The following is an 18,360-nucleotide window of genomic DNA, read 5'->3' as shown; positions in this document are numbered from 1 at the left end:
AGGCATAATGACGGGGCGCTAGAGCCATAGGCCCTGCGGCTTAGTCAAAGGATCGAATAATCCAAAACCGTAATTCTGTATCTGCGGCTGCCTCTGAGAGGCCAAATAAGACGCTGCTATAGACGCTGATATTATCCGTAATGGGCATGGTGACGAAAGGGCCCAGAGCGTGGTTTTGTTTATCAAAGCCCTGAACAGAGCCGGTCCGCCCATAATCATTGAAAATTTCCACGCCGATAGAGCGGCCCTCAGGGAGGCTATGCATGAGCTGGGCCCGTGTTTGCAGGGCCAGACCCTTTGCGGCGTTATCGCCCATTTGCACATGTGTCATCGCGCTGGCCCGCGCTTGCCATCTATCAGAGAGCGTCCAGAGATTGAGCCAATTAGCGCCAATCTGTTCAGGGCGATCGCCACCGCGAAAGCGGGCGTCAACACGCAACCCCGTTTGGTAATCCATCGCATTGGGGGTGACTTGCCAGAATAATTCGGCCTGCACGAAGTCAAAATCAAAATCAGACTCGGCTGTTTTACGGGTCTGCCCCACCACGCGCCACATCATATCATCATTTATGGCCTGTTGATAATGTAGGCGCTGGGCAAAGCCCGTCTGGCCATTATCATCAGGGTCAAGGGTTATGCGGTATTGTGCGCTGCGATGGTCAATATTGACGACGGGGGTGGAGACACCGCCCGTATTTTGCGCGGCCGCCAGAACGGGCCAGAAACAGGCTATAGCCCCAAACCCCATAAAGGCCGCTCGCCAAGCCCTGAACTTACCCGCCCTGAATAAATGCGCCTTGAGTATATCTTTCATTTTGCCCCACCCCTTTTATTCAATGCCGCCTATCTTCAGACGGGAATTAAATAAACTTTATTACGCCTGATGACAGGCACGCCAAGACTGTAAATTTTTCGGAACCATTTGCGGCTTTGCCCATAGTTTTTCCATTACATCAAAATATTGCCCCATATGGAGAACCCTTTTTATGACGCCTCTTAAAACAGAGAACCTTGAACTTACACGCGCTGACCAAATTGTCCAAGTGACAGTGACCGGCGCTATCGCACAAGAGAGCCTAGATGCGGGTTTGGAATGGGTAGAGGCTTTGCAGGCGTCATTGCAAACAAGCGACACAAAGCAAAACACAGGGCCAGACACAGGGCCAGATAAAGACGCAGGCCAAAGCTATGTCCTGCGCGTTGATATGGCCGAAGGCGACTTTTCGGGCTTGGGCCAATTGCGTCAACAATTTACCCGTATCGGCACATTATTACGCCACTGCACAGAGGCCACGAAATGCGCCGTTTTAACCGATAGTACATTTTTACGAAATTCCGCCCGAGTCGAAGGCTCTGTCATTCCGGGCCTTGATTTACGCAGTTTTGATTTAAACGAAGCCATACCGGCCACGCGTTGGCTTAAGGGTCAACCGCTCCTCCAAGAAGACAATGACGAGGCCCCATCCGTCAGCGATGAGGACACAGCAGGGAGCGCTTGGGACGCCCTGAATATGGAAAAAATCAGCCTTTGATCCATATGCCTATTATCCATATGGCCAAGAGGATAACGCCCAAACGGGCCGCGAAAACAATCAGAGCTGAAAACACAAATCGGAGCGCGCCATGATAAAAACCCATAATATGGAATTAGACGTCAAAGACGGCATTGCCTATATAGGCATAGGCGGGCGTTTGACCGAAACCGAAATGTCGACGGCGCTGGATTGGTTGGGCGTGCAAACCGATGAACACGCACAATTTAATCTGTGCGTGACGATGCATAAATTAAATATGCCCAGCCTCGGCGCGGCCAAAGAAGAACTCTCTCGTTTGGACGAAGTTTTTGAGATGTTGAAATCCGTCCCCAAAGCCGCCGTCATCTCTGAAAGCCAATTCATCCGCGCCGCCGCCGCCATAGAAGGTGCCCTTATCCCCAATCTGAAAATCAAAGCCTATGAAACCAAAGACCGCGCCAAGGCGATAATGTGGTTAAAGGCGGGATGATGTTAATTTGGTGCTCAGAGAGTTTAGTTAGTAGTTAACTTTATCAGTTGCCGAGGAATAAGCTAACTTAGCTAACTTTTTTGTGCGTTCGTTGATGTCTTTTGTCGTAAATTTTTGTTTGTTCTCGTATTGAAGGGCAAATGATTTAACGTAATCCGGAGTATGATTAATCTTACCTCCGTATTTTAGTGGGTCTTTAAATTTTTTAATTTTAACTTCGAAGTTATCGTCATTCAAAATGCTATTTATTTGATTGGGAATAACTAACAAATTCCCTAATTCATGCATAGTGGTTTCGGACACTGTTGTCTTTGCTTCCTTTTGACAGAGAAGGTGGTCGATATCATAACCTGGTCTTTTATCAAAATAATCAAATAGCATTATTCTGTTACTTTGGCGTACTCCGATGTTAACAATTCTATCAAATATATAACGGATAAATGGCCCTTCAGTTTTCTTGCCATAGGTGAGATATTCGAAAGAAGTAACAAATTCATCTTCTTTTACTTTTTGTTTATTTAGCAGTTTCATTAAGTCGTCACATGTTTCAAAGAAGTTATCAGTATCGAGAAATGCTTTGCCGTATTCACCGTATAGCTTTTCAACCTCGTTACCAATTCGGTTGCAAACTTTATTGTTTACAAAATGATAGCCTTCTAAATATCTCAAAAAATTTATGTATCGCCTTGTTTTTGAGTGAAGTGAACTAGATTCACTAAATTTTTGAATTGAGGAAAATATTACTGGAGTAACTTGTGTAATTCCAAACAGTCGAAAAGCATTTCTTATACGAACGATTTCGTTCACATACATACTGTTTTCTGGGAAGTCCGTTTCTGATTCTATCCAGCTTTGGAATTCCCCTCGTTTCTTAGAGTTGAAAGCAGCATAGAATTCAGAAAAGTCTAAGATGTCTTGAGTAAATTTAGTGACGCCTTTCTTTCTAGCGTACTCTCTTAATTCGCTATAAAGTTCACGGTTTGGTACTAGACTCTTTCTTGAAACCCAAAAATACTTCAACATTCTGAGCATTGATGAGCCAGCATTCTTGGAAATTTTATACCAAATTTTTTCAATTCTAACTACTTCTTCTGATGGGTACTTAGAAAATAAATAGTTCTTTAACAGATCTGAAATTTCTAACGTTTTCCCTCTGGCATTTGTTCTTTCAAAAATTTCGAATGCCTCTGATTTATCTTCAATCTCTATTTGAATGATATAAGTTTCGTAGACAATTTGGTTGCAGAGTATCTCGAAATTGTCGATTGGGTCGTCTTCACAATAATTTACAATTTTCTGATAGAGGGCGTTGTAAACGGGTCGCACACGATTGTTCTCTAGTTTAACACCTATCTCTTTAGTTCCTGCAATATTATTGACCTTCGGAGGGAAATTGCCATCCCAATTTTTTTTACTCATATAATTAAATATATTCTCAATTTGTGGAGATGGGGCAAACCTATTTACCTGTGGTTTTCTTGAAAATGGTTTTTTCCAGACTATGAATTCATGTAAGAAGTCTACTGATTCATCATCGGATAATACATTCTTTGCATAGCTGCGTAATGCTATTAGCAAGATTAGAAGTGTTGTGGTTCTTTGCTGTCCATCAATGATCTCAATTTTATCACTTTCAGCTCCAGAGATATCTAAGATTGTCGTCCCTAGGAATAACTTCTTCTTTCCTTTTGCACGGATGCAATCCTCTATATCTGAAAATAATTCGGTGACTTGTTTGTCATACTTCCAATCATAGCCTCGTTGATACTTAGGAATCGTCAACTGTGTTTGAGTAGTAAAAATTTCTCCCACTGTTTTTGTTTTTGGGTCGTTCATCAAATTTTCCCTGCATTTTCTTTTTTAGATCATACTCAATGATGGGTTGCAAGATCTAGTTAATCATTTGTGAGTCGGGAAAGATTATAATTAAGTGCTCTAAAAACAAATATTTAGAATTGCCCCTCTACAATCGGTGGATGCTTTCTTCGATTGGTAGTTTTACCCCAACCTATCACCCCTAATCCCTCTCAATAAACGGTTTCGTACTTTCCCTTAAAATGTCCATCAATTCTGGATCGCCGTATTGATACTCATCGGGGATGTTGAGGGTGTGGATTTTTGCGTATTTTGTGGGCGCGGAAGCGGTCTTTATGCTTTTGGGCTTCGCCATTCGCCCCAACAAAAAAGGGCCACTCTATCGAGCGGCCCTTCTTAATGTGTATGGCTTGGAGCCGCTGCGCTGATGATACATCATCAGCTTTGCGGTAGCGCCGCGATTTGATTCAAACGATCAAATCACAGAAACTACATCATGCCGCCCATGCCGCCCATTCCGCCCATGTCAGGCATAGCAGGGGCGCCAGCGTCTTTCTTTGGCGCTTCAACGATAGCCGCTTCAGTTGTCAGGATAAGACCTGCAACAGAGGCCGCGTCAAGAAGCGCTGTACGCACAACTTTCACTGGGTCGATAATACCGGCTTTGACCATGTCGACATATTTGTCGTTTTGCGCGTCATAACCGTAATTGGCTTTGTTTTCGGCAATGATATTGCCAACAACAACCGCGCCTTCGACGCCGGCATTGTCAGAAATCTGACGAACTGGGTATTGAAGCGCCGCTTTGACGATTTCGATACCGGCTTGTTCATCATCATTGGCGCCTTTGACGTCGATGAAACGTGAGGCCCGAAGAAGCGCAGTACCGCCGCCTGGGACGATGCCTTCTTCAACCGCTGCGCGTGTCGCGTTAAGCGCGTCATCAACGCGGTCTTTGCGCTCTTTCACTTCGATTTCTGTTGAACCGCCAACTTTGATGACAGCCACACCACCAGCCAGTTTCGCTAGGCGCTCTTGTAGCTTTTCGCGGTCATAATCAGAAGACGTTGCGTCTGCCTGAGCGCGAATTTGCTCAACACGGGCTTTGATGTCTTTTTTCTTACCCGCGCCGTCAACAACAACTGTATCATCCTTAGAAATGTGGACGTGTTTCGCTGTGCCGAGGTCTTTCAAAGTGACGTTTTCTAGCTTGATGCCAAGATCTTCTGAAATCACTGTACCGCCCGTAAGGATGGCAATGTCTTGCAACATGGCTTTGCGGCGATCACCGAAACCAGGGGCCTTAACCGCTGCGATTTTCAATCCACCACGCAATTTGTTGACGACGAGAGTCGCAAGCGCTTCGCCTTCAATGTCTTCTGCGATGATAAGCAAAGGCTTGCCAGTCTGAACAACCGCTTCCAAAATTGGGAGCATAGACTGTAGAGATGTCAATTTGCCTTCGTTCAATAGGATGTAAGGGTCATCCATTTCGCATTTCATTTTTTCTGCATCAGTGATGAAGTAAGGTGACAGATAACCACGGTCGAACTGCATACCTTCAACAACGTCAAGCTCTGTCTCGGCTGTTTTGCCTTCTTCAACAGTGATAACGCCTTCATTACCGACTTTGCCCATGGCTTCGGCAATCATGGCACCGATAGAGGCTTCGCCATTGGCAGAAATCGTACCGACCTGAGCAATTTCCTCAGACTTCGTGATTTTCTTGGCTTTGTTCAAAAGGTCATTCGCGATTTCTGATGACGCTTTGTCGATACCGCGCTTAAGATCCATTGGGTTCATGCCTGCGGCAACGCGCTTTAGGCCTTCGCGAACGATGGCTTGTGCCAAAACAGTCGCTGTTGTTGTGCCGTCACCGGCTTTGTCATTTGTTTTTGAAGACACTTCACGGAGCATCATCGCGCCGAGGTTCTGATAACGATCTTCAAGTTCGATTTCTTTGGCAACAGACACACCATCTTTGGTCGTGCGCGGTGCGCCGAAAGATTTTTCGATGACTACGTTACGACCTTTTGGGCCGAGTGTAACTTTTACTGCATTGGCGAGAATATCTACACCTTCGAGCATTTTGGCGCGAGCTTCGCTACCGAATTTGACGTCTTTAGCCGCCATAATAAAATCTCCTAGTTGAATTTTTGCTTCCCGAACTCAATCGGGAATTTGCTATTTTATGCGTCTTTGAATTTAACGCCGTTCGTTGATAGTTTGCGCTGCAAAAAATCAACCGTTTGCGTTATGAGTTCGCAGTAATTGAAATCAGGGCCGGCCCGCATTTGCTTCGCAATTGCTCTCGCCGGATTTGGATGATTTTCGCGTTGCGAAAATTATCCAATCACGCCCATGATGTCCGACTCTTTCATGATAAGAAGGTCTTTGCCGTCAATCTTGACTTCTGTACCGCCCCATTTGCCGAATAAGACGCGGTCGCCTTTTTTCACGTCAAGCGCAATAGTTTTGCCATCTTCGCCGCGGGCGCCGGGGCCAACAGCAACGACTTTACCTTCGGATGGTTTTTCAGTGGCTGTATCAGGGATGATGATGCCGCCAGCGGATTTTGTGTCTTCTTTGACACGTTCTACGACAACACGGTCGTGGAGGGGACGAAATTTCATGCGTCAATCTCTCTTGTTAAAATGAACCAGTTTAAATTTATAAGCTTTAGCACTCCCCGCTCGGGACTGCTAATGAGTGCTATGTGGGTAGAGGCGCAAAGGGTTCAAGGCGTCGACAGAGATTTTTTGTGAGTTTTTTGTGATAATTTTCAGGGAGTGAGAAGGCGCTGGCGGGGCGGGGCCGCTTTATAGTTTTAAAGATTATATTTTGACAGGCCGGTTCAGTACATACGAAGCCCCTATACGTAATAAGCGTTTAGTCGCAATACGTGTCGGGTTGATTATTTGCCTTATGGTCATCCTTGCCATAAATCATTGTCGCGTCGTAATGGCGTGGGTCTGTTCCCAAAGGTGGCTCTAGTTCACATTAAGCGTACGCAAAGGATGCATTCCCTCCACCATGCCCATGAAAGGCGGATAAATAGAGTAACCAACGAGAGACTGTAATTCCGGCGATAAACCGCGGACGGTTTCTTTGGATAGCTCCAGTAGGTAATTTTCTTGTTGCCGCATATAGGCTTCGCAATATTGATGCGTAATAGCAAGACGCGCGTCTACAGACCCGTTCTGTCCCCCGCCATGCCAAGTCGTGCCTAGAAAGAAGATGACGGATCCTTGCGGCATCACAGCAGGTATGGCCTCATCGGGTTGACCGGCTCTTTTGTCATCCCATTTGTGACTACCCGGGATAACAACTGTGGCGCCGTTGGTTTCAGTAAATTCATCAATGGCCCAAATAGTAGCTGCGCCTAAGGGCTGACGCGGACGGGGAAGCCGGTAAAAGGCGTCATCAGTGTGCAAGCCCTGCGGCGCTTCGCCGGGTTGGATATTGATAATTTGACTTTGCGATAGAAGAAAACCCGGTTCAAAAAACTTATCCATCAATCCCAGTACTCTTGGGTGTGTGGCGAGCCGGTCTGTTTGTCGGGTTTTTGATAACACGTTGTATACACGTTGGGTTTTGTGACCCTCAAACGCGTTTCGTCCAGTATGCCCCAATAAGCCCACGCATTCGGCCTTAATCTCCTCGCAAATCTCACGGGTTATAAGGTTTTCGATTATCACATAGCCATGCTCCATAAGTACTTCGAAATCCGCATCAATATCAGCTGAACGGCGTTCGCTTCTAGGTCGTAACTGTTTGTGGGTTCGGGCGTGATCCTTGTTTTGGTATTGCTCTGCCTCGGGGTTATGAGTCACTCTGCATCCTTATTACTGTTTGTGATGATTGTGTTTTGGCTGCAAGGCGTTCTCAGTGAACAACCATATTTGTTCAAGTAATTCGTTTTTCTTGGGCCGGTGCTCCATTTGTAAGGCCCTGTAGATCGCAAGCCGGAGTCCTCCCATCAATAATGCGACGGTTGTCGTGGGTGATAGGTCCGCATCGACAATACCAAGTTTTTGACCCTGAATAATGTTGCGTTCCCCCAATTGCAGCAACGCATCTAAATGAGCTTTTTCGATATCAAGGATTTCCGGCTCCCTTGCCAAACGCCCTGCAACAAGCGGCGCTAAGGGGTGCTGGTAATAGTAATCAATCAACGTTTTTGCTCTGGACTTCTCTCGTTCTAGCCACTCTGTATCAACAGGGATCACGTCACCTAACGCTATGTTTCTGATGGGGCCATAAAAACGATCAATTGTAGCCGCAATCATGCCAGTCTTTGAGCCAAAATGATGGTAAGCAAGACCGACGGAGACATTGGCTCTGGATGCGACGGACGCCATTTCCAAAAACCCACCATTTACAATCAGCTCTTTTTCAGCGGCATCTAAAATGCGCTCTGCTGTTGTGATTTTTTCCATGCGAAGACATTATCACAAAACTGAACTGAATTCAATTTAGTAATATATACGCAGACGCGGTTATATCTGAGGCCGCTTTGCCAGCGCTGTGGCCATATCCGACTAAATCGATGATTGGCTCGGCCCTTGATGGCGAGCGGGCAAGACAGATGGGCCATTGCTAGTGGGAAGGAGGCTATTGAGAGTATGAGGGGGTGTGACGAGACGATGTCATCAGAACCCTTTCTCGCAATAGGCTTTTTGAGCCATGTCATGATGAAATGACATTTACCCAGAGCCTTGGCTCTTGAAGCAATGAAGGCTTTATGGGGCTTAATTCAAATCTTGTTCAATTGCTTTCACGGCCGCCCCGAAGATGCTGTTGTCCCCATTAACAGAGCTCATGATCATTGCACCCTGAAGTAAGGCGAGTGTCGTGTTGGCCTTTTCTAGGGGGGGCTTATGCCCCAGATCTTCATAACGCGCAGATAGCCACGCTGTATTCTCTTTGAAAAAACTTTTTACTTCTGTGGTGACGGAATGTGGAAGGCCCGGAGCTTCGGCACCAAAAATAGCGCATAAACAAACCAAACGCTGTTCTTCTAACGCATACCGAAACATATCGATGAAAGCGGAGATAGACTGTTCAGAGCGAGTGTCATTTGCTGTGTTTTCTGTAAGGCGATTGCGAAAGTTCTCAGTGTAACGCCTCACCAAAGCCACCCCTAAATCTTCTTTCTTGGGGAAGTGGTAGTGTAAGCTAGAGCTTTTAATTCCGATTTCTGCCGCAATATCGCGGTAGCTGACGGCATTATAGCCAGATGTGCGCATTCGGCGTTCAGCAGTGTCGAGTATTTGAGAGGCACTATTCATGGTCAGCTATCAACTTTCTGTGTTTGAAAAAATTTCTATCACAATTCTCTTGCATATCATACTCTGATGAGGCATCTATCTATCACTAGGTAGATAGACAGTTAAGAATGACAATATGAAGTTGAATGCTAATTTTTCTGAACGTGTAAAAATAGATACAGAGGCTATGCCGTGGGAAAACTCGCCTATGGCAGGTGTATATCGGCGCAAGCTTGACCGTATTGGAGATGAAGTTGCGCGTGCGACCACGATCGTAAAATATGATCCCAAATCCTATTTTTCGCCCCATACCCATAGTGGAGGTGAAGAGTTCTTGGTTTTAGAGGGGGTATTCTCGGATGAACACGGGGATTACCCCGCGGGAACCTATGTTCGCAATCCCATAGGCTCCACCCACAAACCTCATAGTGATGAAGGTTGCATTATTTTCGTCAAACTTCATCAATTTGATAAAAGAGACACGACTCAGTTTTCTATCGATACGAAAAATGCAGCGTTTCTCCCCGGCGCTGTGCCTGGTCTAACGGTTTTACCGCTCCATAGCTTTGAGGGTGAATCCTGTGCTCTGGTACGCTGGGCACCAGGGACGGTATTTAACGCCCATACACATTGGGGCGGAGAAGAAATTCTGGTTCTAGAGGGAACGTTCTCTGATGATAAAGGATCTTACCCCAAAGGCACATGGCTACGGAGTCCACATCTGTCAAAGCATCATCCTTATACGGATGAGGGCTGTCTTATTTACGTAAAGACGGGTCACTTACCCATAGCTTGATTTTTAATTACCTAAACCTCGTTCCTGAAAGGACAAAACATGATTGGTTATACAACACTCGGCGTCAAAGACATGGAAGCCGCAAAAGCATTTTATTGCGCGCTATTTGAGGCTAAGGTTTTGGTGGATATTGGACGACTTGCCATGATTGGAAAGTCTACAGAGCAGCCAATGATTGCTGTATGTATTCCACATAATGAACAAGAGCCTCATCCGGGAAACGGTGTCATGGTGGCCTTTCCTGGCGGATCTAAAGAAGGCGCCGCCAGCCTATATAACAAAGCCATCGCACTTGGCGCCACATGTGACGGTGAACCGGGGCCGCGTATCGAAGGGCAATTCTACGGTGCGTATGTTAAGGACCCCGAGGGTAATAAGCTTTGCTTTTTTGACTTTAGTTAGGACGGATTAAAAGAGATTTGGGTTTGGGGTTTTAAGTATGTCAGAGCACGTTCGCTGACCCCATACCCATGACTACTTGGTTGCTAAGGGCTTGAAACAAAGCTTGAAACAGAAAGAGCCTGAAACCCAAATCATAACTTGTCTATGTTATCACATCACGTTAAAGAGCCGCCGTGAAACGTGTTGATAGACATATGAATAAGGCGGATTGGGGACGTTTAATCGTTCGCCAAATGCTTGTCTGTCTCGCTTTTGTAATATCATTTAGTCAATTTTCGGCTGTGTCTCATGCCCATCCATCGCATGATGATGAGCCCAATGAGCCAGCTTGCTCAGTCTGTATTCTGGCGACGCATGATGAAGATATTGAAGATAACGTTGGCGATGGAGACCGTCAGGATGACATGAATAATTGTCATTTTGATGCTCAGTTAAGCAAGAGCGGGTTAGCCTTATCGCAGGCTCAACCCGCGCGCGTGCCGACGGTTGTCACAAATTTATTCGCGCCGGCACGGGTGCCGATATTAACGTGTCCTGCACCCCGCGCGCCTCCAATTTATATTTAAAACCTGAAAACGATTTCTACCAAAACATCGAAAATATAAAGGCGTCACCCGAAATGTGTGCGCTCACCGTTGTGATTTTAAATATATAAATGGAGTGACCTGTGCGTCCTTTGAATCTTTCTTCCCTACTATTTGCAGGACTAGGCCTTATGGCTGTATCTCATCCCGCCTATGCGCAAACGTCCGAGGACGAAATCGTTACAACCGGCATTCGCCAAGCCTATCAAGGGGAGTTTGAAACGCTCGAAGTCCCTCAAATTAATCAAGCCATTACATCTGAGCTCTTAGAGGATGCGGGCGCTTTTACTCTTGATGCCGCCCTTGATCTGTCAGCCTCTGTTGCCCGGCAAAACAATTTCGGTGGTCTTTGGAATAGCTTTTCTATTCGTGGCTTCTCAGGCGATATTAACTTGCCAAGCGGTTTTCTTGTCAATGGTTTTAATGCAGGGCGCGGCTTTGCAGGCCCCAGAGACATTGTGGGAATTGAAACCGTGGAAGTCCTCAAAGGGCCTCGCTCTGCCCTTTATGGCCGCGGCGAACCCGGCGGTACAATCAACCTTGTTACGAAACGACCCACGCTCGAAAATGGTGGCTATGTTCAAGCCTCTTACGGGAGCTGGAACGAATTCCGCGTCGAAGGCGATTCCGATATAGTTTTTGGGGATGGTAGTGCGGGGTTACGTCTCATTGGTTTTTTTGAAGATGCGGAGAGTTTCCGCGACGAAAAGGAAACGCAAAAATATGGTTTCTATCCATCGCTACGTTTAGACCTCGGCGAAGCGTCGACTATATCCTATGAGCTAGAATATACAAAGCAAGAGCTGCCGCAGGATCGCGGCGTTATCTACTCCGAAGAGTTTGGCTATAGCCCGCGAGAATTATTTGTTGGGGAACCTGATGCCTTAATTGACACAGAAGTCTTAGGGCACCGCGTTGAGTTTCAGCATGATTTCTCTGACGATTGGAGTGTCTTACTGGGCGCGGGCTATCGTGAAACCTCTTTATTCGGTGATGCCTATGAAACAAACTTTGGCAGTCGACAGCCTTATTTCGTGGATGGTGAGACCATTTCGCGTTTCTTCCGTTTCCGTGATTATGAAACAGATTATTTCGTTCTACGCGGAGAGGTGACAGGTGAGTTCAATACGGGCGGATTGAAACATCGTCTGATCGCAGGCGTAGACTATGATAGTTTTGACAATGACCAAGTGGCTAACCGCTTCCGTCAAGGGAGTATTGGCGGTGCAGCGAGCAGCAGTCTTGACGCAGAGACCTATTTATTAGTGGATGTCGATAATCCGCAATATGGCCTATATGATCGCCCCGATGCAGCTTTACAGATTGACCGTTTTGAAAATCTAAGTGGAATTGGGCTTTATTTCCAAGATCAAATTGACCTGACAGATAAATTTCAAATCCGTTTTGGTGGGCGTTATGACAGTTTTGATCAAGAATTAGATAATCGCAGCTCTAATGTAATAGAAGAGTCATCAAATGACTATTTTTCTCCGCAATTCGGCGCCGTATATAGAGCCACGGATGCCGTTAGTGTCTATGCCTCTTACGGAGAGGGCATACGACAACTCTCTGGAAACGACCCAGACGGAAATGCATTTGACCCCAATAAAACAAAGTCTGCAGAGTTTGGGGTTAAAGCTGACCTAGGGGGGCTTTTCCAAAATGTCGAAGGTACGGCGTCAGCAACCTTATTCAAAGTTGAGCAGAGCAATATCCTTGTCTTTGGAGGAAACTTCACGGACCCAATTCCTGCGGGTGAGGCCGAGAGTAAAGGATTGGAGCTAGACGCTAATCTAATCTTTGAAAACGACATAAGCCTATGGCTGTCATATGCTTATACCGATGGTGAATACACAAATCAGGGTGTCGACACATCGACATTCACAGAGTTTGAACCGGGGTCGCCCTTGGTCAATTCTCCTGATCATCAACTTAGCCTGCAGATGTCAAAGGGTTTTGAATTTGCAGAGATACCCGCAGAATTAGGCGGCGGTATTTTATATGTAGGAGCTCGCTCTGGTGAGCTCGGCACGGATTATACTTTGCCCGATTATCTGACCGTTCGTTTGTTTGGTGAAGTCGAGCCCATTGAGAATATCGCACTTCGGCTCAGTGTCGATAATCTATTTGATGAAACCTATTACACAGATTCATTCGCCAGTGTTTGGACACAGCCTGGTGCGCCGCGGAGCTTTCGCGTTTCCGCTAGATATAGCTTTTAAGAGGAATTCTATGACAGCAATTACAATTAAAAACCTTGTCGTCAGCCGTGGCGACAGCAAGGTGTTACAGAGCATCTCTTTTGAGGTGCAGCCAGGGAGTGTTTATGCACTCCTTGGTGGTAATGGGGCGGGTAAATCAACCTCACTATTGACTCTATTGGGCTTTTTAAAGCCCGATAGCGGGAGCGTCACAGTTTTAGGACATGACGTGACCAAAGACATTGCCAAAATCCGTCACACTATCGCCTATTTGCCAGAAGCGGCGACACTTTATCCGCACCTGAATGCCTATGAAAATCTCAGCTATTTTCTGGAATTGGCTGGCAATAAAAAAACGAGAGCTGAACTTGATACAGCCTTAGATGAGGTCGGACTTCAGGTCGATGCGCGGGCGCGTCATATGGATAATTATTCCAAAGGCATGCGCCAAAAGGTTGCCATCGCGCTCTCCATACTGCGCGAGACACCTGTTCTGTTATTGGATGAACCTACATCAGGACTGGACCCTGTCGCCATTGATGAATTTAATGCCTTGGTTCGAAAGCTCTCAGGGCAAGGTAAGACGATTTTGATGGTGACCCATGACGTTTATGGTGCCTGCCAAGTGGCCGATCGGATTGGGCTTTTGCGGCGCGGTGAATTGGTCGGCAGTTTTGATGCCCAAGCTGGGGCGCGAATTGATACAGAAATTGTCCATGCGGCCTTTGCAGAAAGGGCAGCGGCATGACCACTTCATTGACAATTGCCCGTGAAGAATGGCGGCAATGGCGGCGCTCCCGCCTTGCTATGGTCAGTATGATCGTATTTTCTATTCTTCTTGTTTTCACAACGGTTCTAACTCTGATTGATGCCCAAGAGGCCCGTCACGAGAGGCTGCATCAGCAAGAGCAGGCCGAGCAGACATTTCTTGATCAACCTGATCGTCACCCACATCGTATGGTGCATTACGGTCATTACGTGTTTCGTGCACCGCCAGCGCTGGCTATTTTTGATCCGGGCGTTGATGCTGTAACAGGACAGTCCATATTCCTTGAAGGTCACAAACAAAATTCAGCGATGTTTGCGGATGCGCGCGCAGAAGCCAGAACAGGCGGGTTTGGCGCGCTCTCTCCGGCCAAGGTTTATCACTTCTTTTTACCTCTGCTTATCATTGCCCTCGGCCATGGCGTAATTTTGCGAGAAAGAGAGGCGCGCACATTGGGGCCTCTGCTCTCTCAAGGGGTTAGCGGGGTTCGGCTTTATCGGGGTAAGTTATTGGCTTTGTCCGTTCTTATCATGATATTATCGCTTCCGGCGTTGTTCTCTGCTTTTGTCGCTAGTCTCTCTGGTGAAAGCCTATTGGCAGGGTTGGTGCTTTATCTAGGGCATTTAATTTATCTCTTTATTTGGGCTGGGCTTGCTTTGTTGGTTTCTGTGGCCACGCGCTCGCGCGGCGTTGCTTTGGGCGTACTTTTGGCTGTTTGGGTGCTTACAGTATTAGTCATACCCCGTATTGGCGTGACTTCGGCAAGTGCAGCGCTTCCAACGGAAGGAAAAATTTTAACGGATATGCGGATGAATGATGACCTTCGCAAACTCGGCGATGGGCATAACGCTTCTGATCCGGCTTTTGCAAAATTGAGAGCTGATACACTAAAGAAATATGGTGTTGAACGCATAGAAGATTTACCGGTTAATTATCGCGGTATTGTGGCGTCAGCAGGCGAAGAAAAACTGACTCAGACTCTTAATCAATATGCTGAAAAGCGGTTGACGCGAGAAGCCGAGCAGGCCTCGCATTTGTCTGGTTATTCTTGGGTGTCTCCATATTTGGCCATTAGCGGTGTCTCTCGGAATGTTGCAGGCACCGATCTTGCTACGCATCATCGTTTCCTACGTGAGGCCGAAGCGTTGCGTTATGATTTCGTTCAGGGGCTCAACAAAGCCCATGTCGAGCAGCTGTCATATGAGGCTGATATGAACCGTAACAAGGGTGAAGAAGGCTGGCGCCGCGCGCGAGTAGATGCCGGTAATTGGCAGGTCTTGAAGGACTTTAGATTCACGCCTGACAAAGCGGCCATACGGGTGGAACGCGCTCTGCCTAAAATTCTTGCGCTACTGCTTTGGTTCGTCGCCTTACTTGGGGCAGGGGTTTATTCAGCACGGAGGTTGACACCATGATGCGCGAATTACGATTTATGTTCCGCGATAAGGCGGTGTGGGTTTGGCTCTCCTTAGCGTTTCTTTTCTCTGTCTTGGCCGTCACGCTTGGGATGAATGAAATCTCGCAACAGCGCGCCGAGATTGCAGAGCTTAAACAGCTGGATGAAGTTGAACGCGAAGTCGTGCTCGGCAAGCAATCGGATTGGGGGTCTGCGGCTTATTACACCTTTCACCTGACCTATGATGCGCCGTCTGATTTTGCTTTCGCCGCCATAGGCCAACGGGATGTAAGCCCTTGGAAACACCGTATTCGGATGTTGGCTTTAGAAGGCCAAATCTATGAAACCGATGCGAATAACCCTGACTTTGCCTTAATTGGCCGATTTGATTTCGCCTTTGTGGCCACGCTCATCGCGCCGCTTTTAGTCATTCTGCTTTTATTTGACCTGCGCTCGGGGGAGCAAGCCGCAGGGCGCTTGCGCCTGATTGAGGCTAGTGCGTCATCTGTGCGTCGTCTCTGGTGGAGCCGGGCGGGCTTACGTGTGGGCGCCTTGATTTTGGCTTTATGCCTGCCTCTCTTGGCGGCGGGCGTAATCTCGGGAACAGCCATCACAACGCTTCTGGCTTGTGCTGGTGCGGTGTGTGTCTATCTCTTGTTTTGGATGGGGCTTACGCTTTGGCTCACGCCAGCCATACGGACTGGGGCTTATAACCTCACCATAATGTTGGGTGTCTGGCTTTTTGTTTGTGCCGTTATACCTGCAAGTTTGACGCAAATAATTAATAAATCTGTTCCGCTTCCTGATGGCGGGGAGATTGTATTGGTTCAGCGCGAAGCCGTAAATGATGCATGGGATATTCCGAAAGAGGAAACATATGCTGCCTTTATGGAACGCCACCCTGAATGGGCAGGCTATACAAAATGGGACAGTGAGGCCTTTGAATGGAAATGGTATTATGCCTTTCAACAAGTCGGCGATCAAACGGCTGAACCTCTGAGTCTGGCATATCGCCAAGGCCGTGAAAAACGTGACACACTAGCAGGGCATGCGAGCTTCATATCTCCGGCCACGCTTATGCAGCGAACAATAGAAGGTTTGGCCAATACAGATATGAAATCGGCGATGGCTTATGAAATAGCTGTTCGCGATTTCCATGCTGGGCTTAGGGCTTGGTATTATCCGCGTCTCTTTCCTAATTTGAAATATGAGGCGGCAGAGCCCACAAATGCGCTGCCAAATTATAATGATGCAGGGCTGTGAACGCACATATATTGATTACTTTGGCGCGTTTGGAGCGTCAAAAATATCTATAACCATAAATATTTATTACCATTAATATGGGCTCGGTTTAATCCATTAAGCCGAGCCCAAATTCATTCAAGGGTGCAATCAACTCTTACAATAGCCGATGATGAAATGGCGGCTTGGGCGGCTCTTGGGGCTGCTTAGTGGGAATGAAAATAAGCAAGATCGCAATTGAATGAGTGCGGGTGCCAATGAGGCTGACACAATACACGCTGTGATTTTTAAATAGTGGTTATTTGCTCAGCTGTTTCTGTGATTGTCTGTATCAAGCGTTTCAATTTGGATGACATCACCCGACCCTTACGAGATATGAGCCACAAATTCTGTGATTGAGGGGTGTCTAATTTTGCGACCATAAGCTGTTTCGAATGAGGAAAAGCTTCTAATCCGCTGCGCGGCAGGATGGTGTACCCTATGCCGGCGGCAACGGGAGTGGGTATTTGCCCTATTTGATTTATATACCCTCTAATGCGTAAGGCATTAGAGCCTAAATATTCATTGGGAAAGTTGAGGGGTAACAGCTTATCGGCGAACGCATAGGCATCTGGATGCGCGACAAGACCGCGCCTTTGTAATTCGGCATAGGTTATATTAATCCCAATCGCCGATTTTGGCAGGAGTAGGCATAACTCTTCACGGCCTAGCGCTTGTGCCTTAATACGGCTGTGATTTGGTTTTTCGCTCACGACCCCCAAATCATAGTCCCCAGCGATAAGGCCGCTTAGGATGTTTGTTTGTGGCGCCGCCTCAAGATCAATTCTTAAATTCGGCGCTGTATTCATCCAGGGCAATAATTTGGGATAAAGTAGCATGGCAAAACTGCCAGAACAGGCAAGTCGAATCTCTCCGATATTAGGGTCATCGGCTTCTATGGTTTCGCGCAGTTGTTTTTCTTCTCGTCTTCTTGAAAGCCCTAAAGCAAAGATAGCGTCTCCTTGCTGCGTAAGAGAAAAACTTTTGCCATCTTGAGAGATTAAAGGGTAACCAAAATATTGTTCCAATTTGCGTAGATGTTGCGACACGCCCGGCTGTGTCATGTTCAATCGCTTTGCCGCCTGTGTGAAATGTTCGGTTTCACACAGGGTCGTGAAAGTCTCTAACCAAGTGGCATTTATCATTTTATCATAATAAAAGATTATCAAATTTATCACAAATCATAATTTTATATTTGTGCAAGCAAGGCTCATATGGGGTTCTCAATTTCAAGAGGAGACTATTTGATGTCTACACCCCGTACATTTTCCCATATTGGCCTGTCAGTTCCGGATTTAGAGGCCGCGGTGAAGTTTTATACCGATGTTTTCGGATTCTATACAATCATGCCGCCGAACGAAGTCGTCGAAGACGACAGTGCCATAGGCCAGATGTGCACGGATGTGTTTGGGGCCGGTTGGAACAAATTGCGTATTGCGCATTTATCGACGGCCGATCGTGTTGGAATCGAAATCTTTGAATTTCCTGAAAATCATGCACCAGATAAAAACCTGAATTATCGCCAACACGGCACATTTCATTTTTGTATCCAAGACCCAGATGTCGAAGGCATTGTTGAAAAGATTGTGGCGGCAGGGGGCAGGCAACGTATGCCAATCAGAGAATATTACCCAGGAGAGAAACCCTATCGTATGTGCTATGTCGAAGACCCGTTTGGTATCGTATTTGAAATCTACAGCCATAGTTATGAGCTGATTTATTCAAGTGGGGCTTACGCATCCTAAGCACGTCATTCCAAAGAAAGACAAGGCCATAATATTTACGGCCGAAATGAAAATAGATACCCCAATACCGATCGCACTATTGGGGTGTCCGCTTTGCCGC

18 protein-coding genes are annotated in these 18,360 nt (G+C 46.7%); 10 read left to right on the top strand and 8 right to left on the bottom strand.

What is annotated here, in order from left to right; all coding sequences use genetic code 11:
• Window positions 1-40: 40 nt before the first annotated feature.
• Window positions 41-814, bottom strand: coding sequence for a transporter (locus DES40_RS08150; RefSeq protein WP_121100629.1), 774 nt, complete (start codon window positions 812-814; stop codon window positions 41-43).
• Window positions 815-986: 172 nt separating this feature from the next.
• On the opposite strand from DES40_RS08150, the gene DES40_RS08145 reads away from it, so the two are divergent.
• Window positions 987-1,532: a SpoIIAA family protein gene (locus tag DES40_RS08145; RefSeq protein WP_121100627.1), complete on the top strand. Its 546-nt coding sequence runs from the start codon at window positions 987-989 to the stop codon at window positions 1,530-1,532.
• A gap of 91 nt (window positions 1,533-1,623) precedes the next feature.
• Entirely contained in the window at window positions 1,624-2,004 is a 381-nt protein-coding gene (locus tag DES40_RS08140; protein WP_121100625.1) for an STAS/SEC14 domain-containing protein, read from the top strand.
• Between the two features lie 27 nt (window positions 2,005-2,031).
• On the opposite strand, the gene DES40_RS08135 is transcribed toward DES40_RS08140, so the two are convergent.
• The 6 genes from DES40_RS08135 to DES40_RS08110 form a co-directional block, all read right to left on the bottom strand.
• Window positions 2,032-3,840, bottom strand: coding sequence for a DUF262 domain-containing protein (locus tag DES40_RS08135; RefSeq protein ID WP_121100623.1), 1,809 nt, complete (start codon window positions 3,838-3,840; stop codon window positions 2,032-2,034).
• A 468-nt stretch (window positions 3,841-4,308) separates the two neighbouring features.
• Window positions 4,309-5,952: a chaperonin GroEL gene (gene groL, locus DES40_RS08130; protein ID WP_121100621.1), complete on the bottom strand. Its 1,644-nt coding sequence runs from the start codon at window positions 5,950-5,952 to the stop codon at window positions 4,309-4,311.
• A 212-nt stretch (window positions 5,953-6,164) separates the two neighbouring features.
• Window positions 6,165-6,452: a co-chaperone GroES gene (locus DES40_RS08125; RefSeq protein ID WP_121100619.1), complete on the bottom strand. Its 288-nt coding sequence runs from the start codon at window positions 6,450-6,452 to the stop codon at window positions 6,165-6,167.
• 357 nt (window positions 6,453-6,809) lie between these two features.
• On the bottom strand, window positions 6,810-7,652 hold the full coding sequence (locus DES40_RS08120) for a phytanoyl-CoA dioxygenase family protein (protein ID WP_121100617.1): 843 nt from the start codon (window positions 7,650-7,652) through the stop codon (window positions 6,810-6,812).
• Between the two features lie 12 nt (window positions 7,653-7,664).
• Window positions 7,665-8,258, bottom strand: a complete 594-nt coding sequence (locus DES40_RS08115; protein ID WP_121100615.1) for a TetR/AcrR family transcriptional regulator — start codon at window positions 8,256-8,258, stop codon at window positions 7,665-7,667.
• A gap of 312 nt (window positions 8,259-8,570) precedes the next feature.
• Complete coding sequence (locus DES40_RS08110; RefSeq protein WP_121100613.1) at window positions 8,571-9,110, bottom strand: TetR/AcrR family transcriptional regulator; 540 nt, start codon at window positions 9,108-9,110, stop codon at window positions 8,571-8,573.
• Window positions 9,111-9,225: 115 nt separating this feature from the next.
• On the opposite strand from DES40_RS08110, the gene DES40_RS08105 reads away from it, so the two are divergent.
• From DES40_RS08105 to DES40_RS08075, 7 genes are all read left to right on the top strand, one after another.
• Complete coding sequence (locus DES40_RS08105; protein WP_121100611.1) at window positions 9,226-9,885, top strand: cupin domain-containing protein; 660 nt, start codon at window positions 9,226-9,228, stop codon at window positions 9,883-9,885.
• A gap of 39 nt (window positions 9,886-9,924) precedes the next feature.
• On the top strand, window positions 9,925-10,287 hold the full coding sequence (locus tag DES40_RS08100) for a VOC family protein (RefSeq protein WP_121100608.1): 363 nt from the start codon (window positions 9,925-9,927) through the stop codon (window positions 10,285-10,287).
• Window positions 10,288-10,460: 173 nt separating this feature from the next.
• A complete protein-coding gene (locus DES40_RS08095; protein ID WP_147405873.1) occupies window positions 10,461-10,853 on the top strand; it encodes a hypothetical protein in 393 nt (130 codons plus the stop codon).
• A gap of 101 nt (window positions 10,854-10,954) precedes the next feature.
• Complete coding sequence (locus DES40_RS08090; RefSeq protein WP_233345534.1) at window positions 10,955-13,093, top strand: TonB-dependent siderophore receptor; 2,139 nt, start codon at window positions 10,955-10,957, stop codon at window positions 13,091-13,093.
• Between the two features lie 10 nt (window positions 13,094-13,103).
• Window positions 13,104-13,820, top strand: a complete 717-nt coding sequence (locus tag DES40_RS08085; protein WP_121100604.1) for an ABC transporter ATP-binding protein — start codon at window positions 13,104-13,106, stop codon at window positions 13,818-13,820.
• Window positions 13,817-15,253 (top strand): ABC transporter permease, encoded by a 1,437-nt coding sequence (locus DES40_RS08080; protein WP_121100602.1) that lies wholly within the window; start codon window positions 13,817-13,819, stop codon window positions 15,251-15,253. The genes DES40_RS08085 and DES40_RS08080 overlap by 4 nt, the downstream gene beginning before the upstream one ends.
• Entirely contained in the window at window positions 15,250-16,497 is a 1,248-nt protein-coding gene (locus DES40_RS08075) for a DUF3526 domain-containing protein (protein WP_233345532.1), read from the top strand. Before DES40_RS08080 ends, DES40_RS08075 begins: the two co-directional genes overlap by 4 nt.
• A 266-nt stretch (window positions 16,498-16,763) precedes the next feature.
• Here the strand turns inward: DES40_RS08075 and DES40_RS08070 are convergent, their stop codons facing one another.
• Window positions 16,764-17,660: a LysR family transcriptional regulator gene (locus DES40_RS08070; RefSeq protein ID WP_121102871.1), complete on the bottom strand. Its 897-nt coding sequence runs from the start codon at window positions 17,658-17,660 to the stop codon at window positions 16,764-16,766.
• Between the two features lie 99 nt (window positions 17,661-17,759).
• On the opposite strand from DES40_RS08070, the gene DES40_RS08065 reads away from it, so the two are divergent.
• Complete coding sequence (locus tag DES40_RS08065) at window positions 17,760-18,260, top strand: lactoylglutathione lyase family protein (protein ID WP_121102869.1); 501 nt, start codon at window positions 17,760-17,762, stop codon at window positions 18,258-18,260.
• Window positions 18,261-18,360 lie beyond the last annotated feature (100 nt).

The sequence above is a fragment of the Litorimonas taeanensis genome, from assembly GCF_003634015.1.
Taxonomy (GTDB): Bacteria; Pseudomonadota; Alphaproteobacteria; order Caulobacterales; family Maricaulaceae; genus Litorimonas; species Litorimonas taeanensis.
This window is presented reverse-complemented; position numbering and strand designations above follow the sequence as displayed.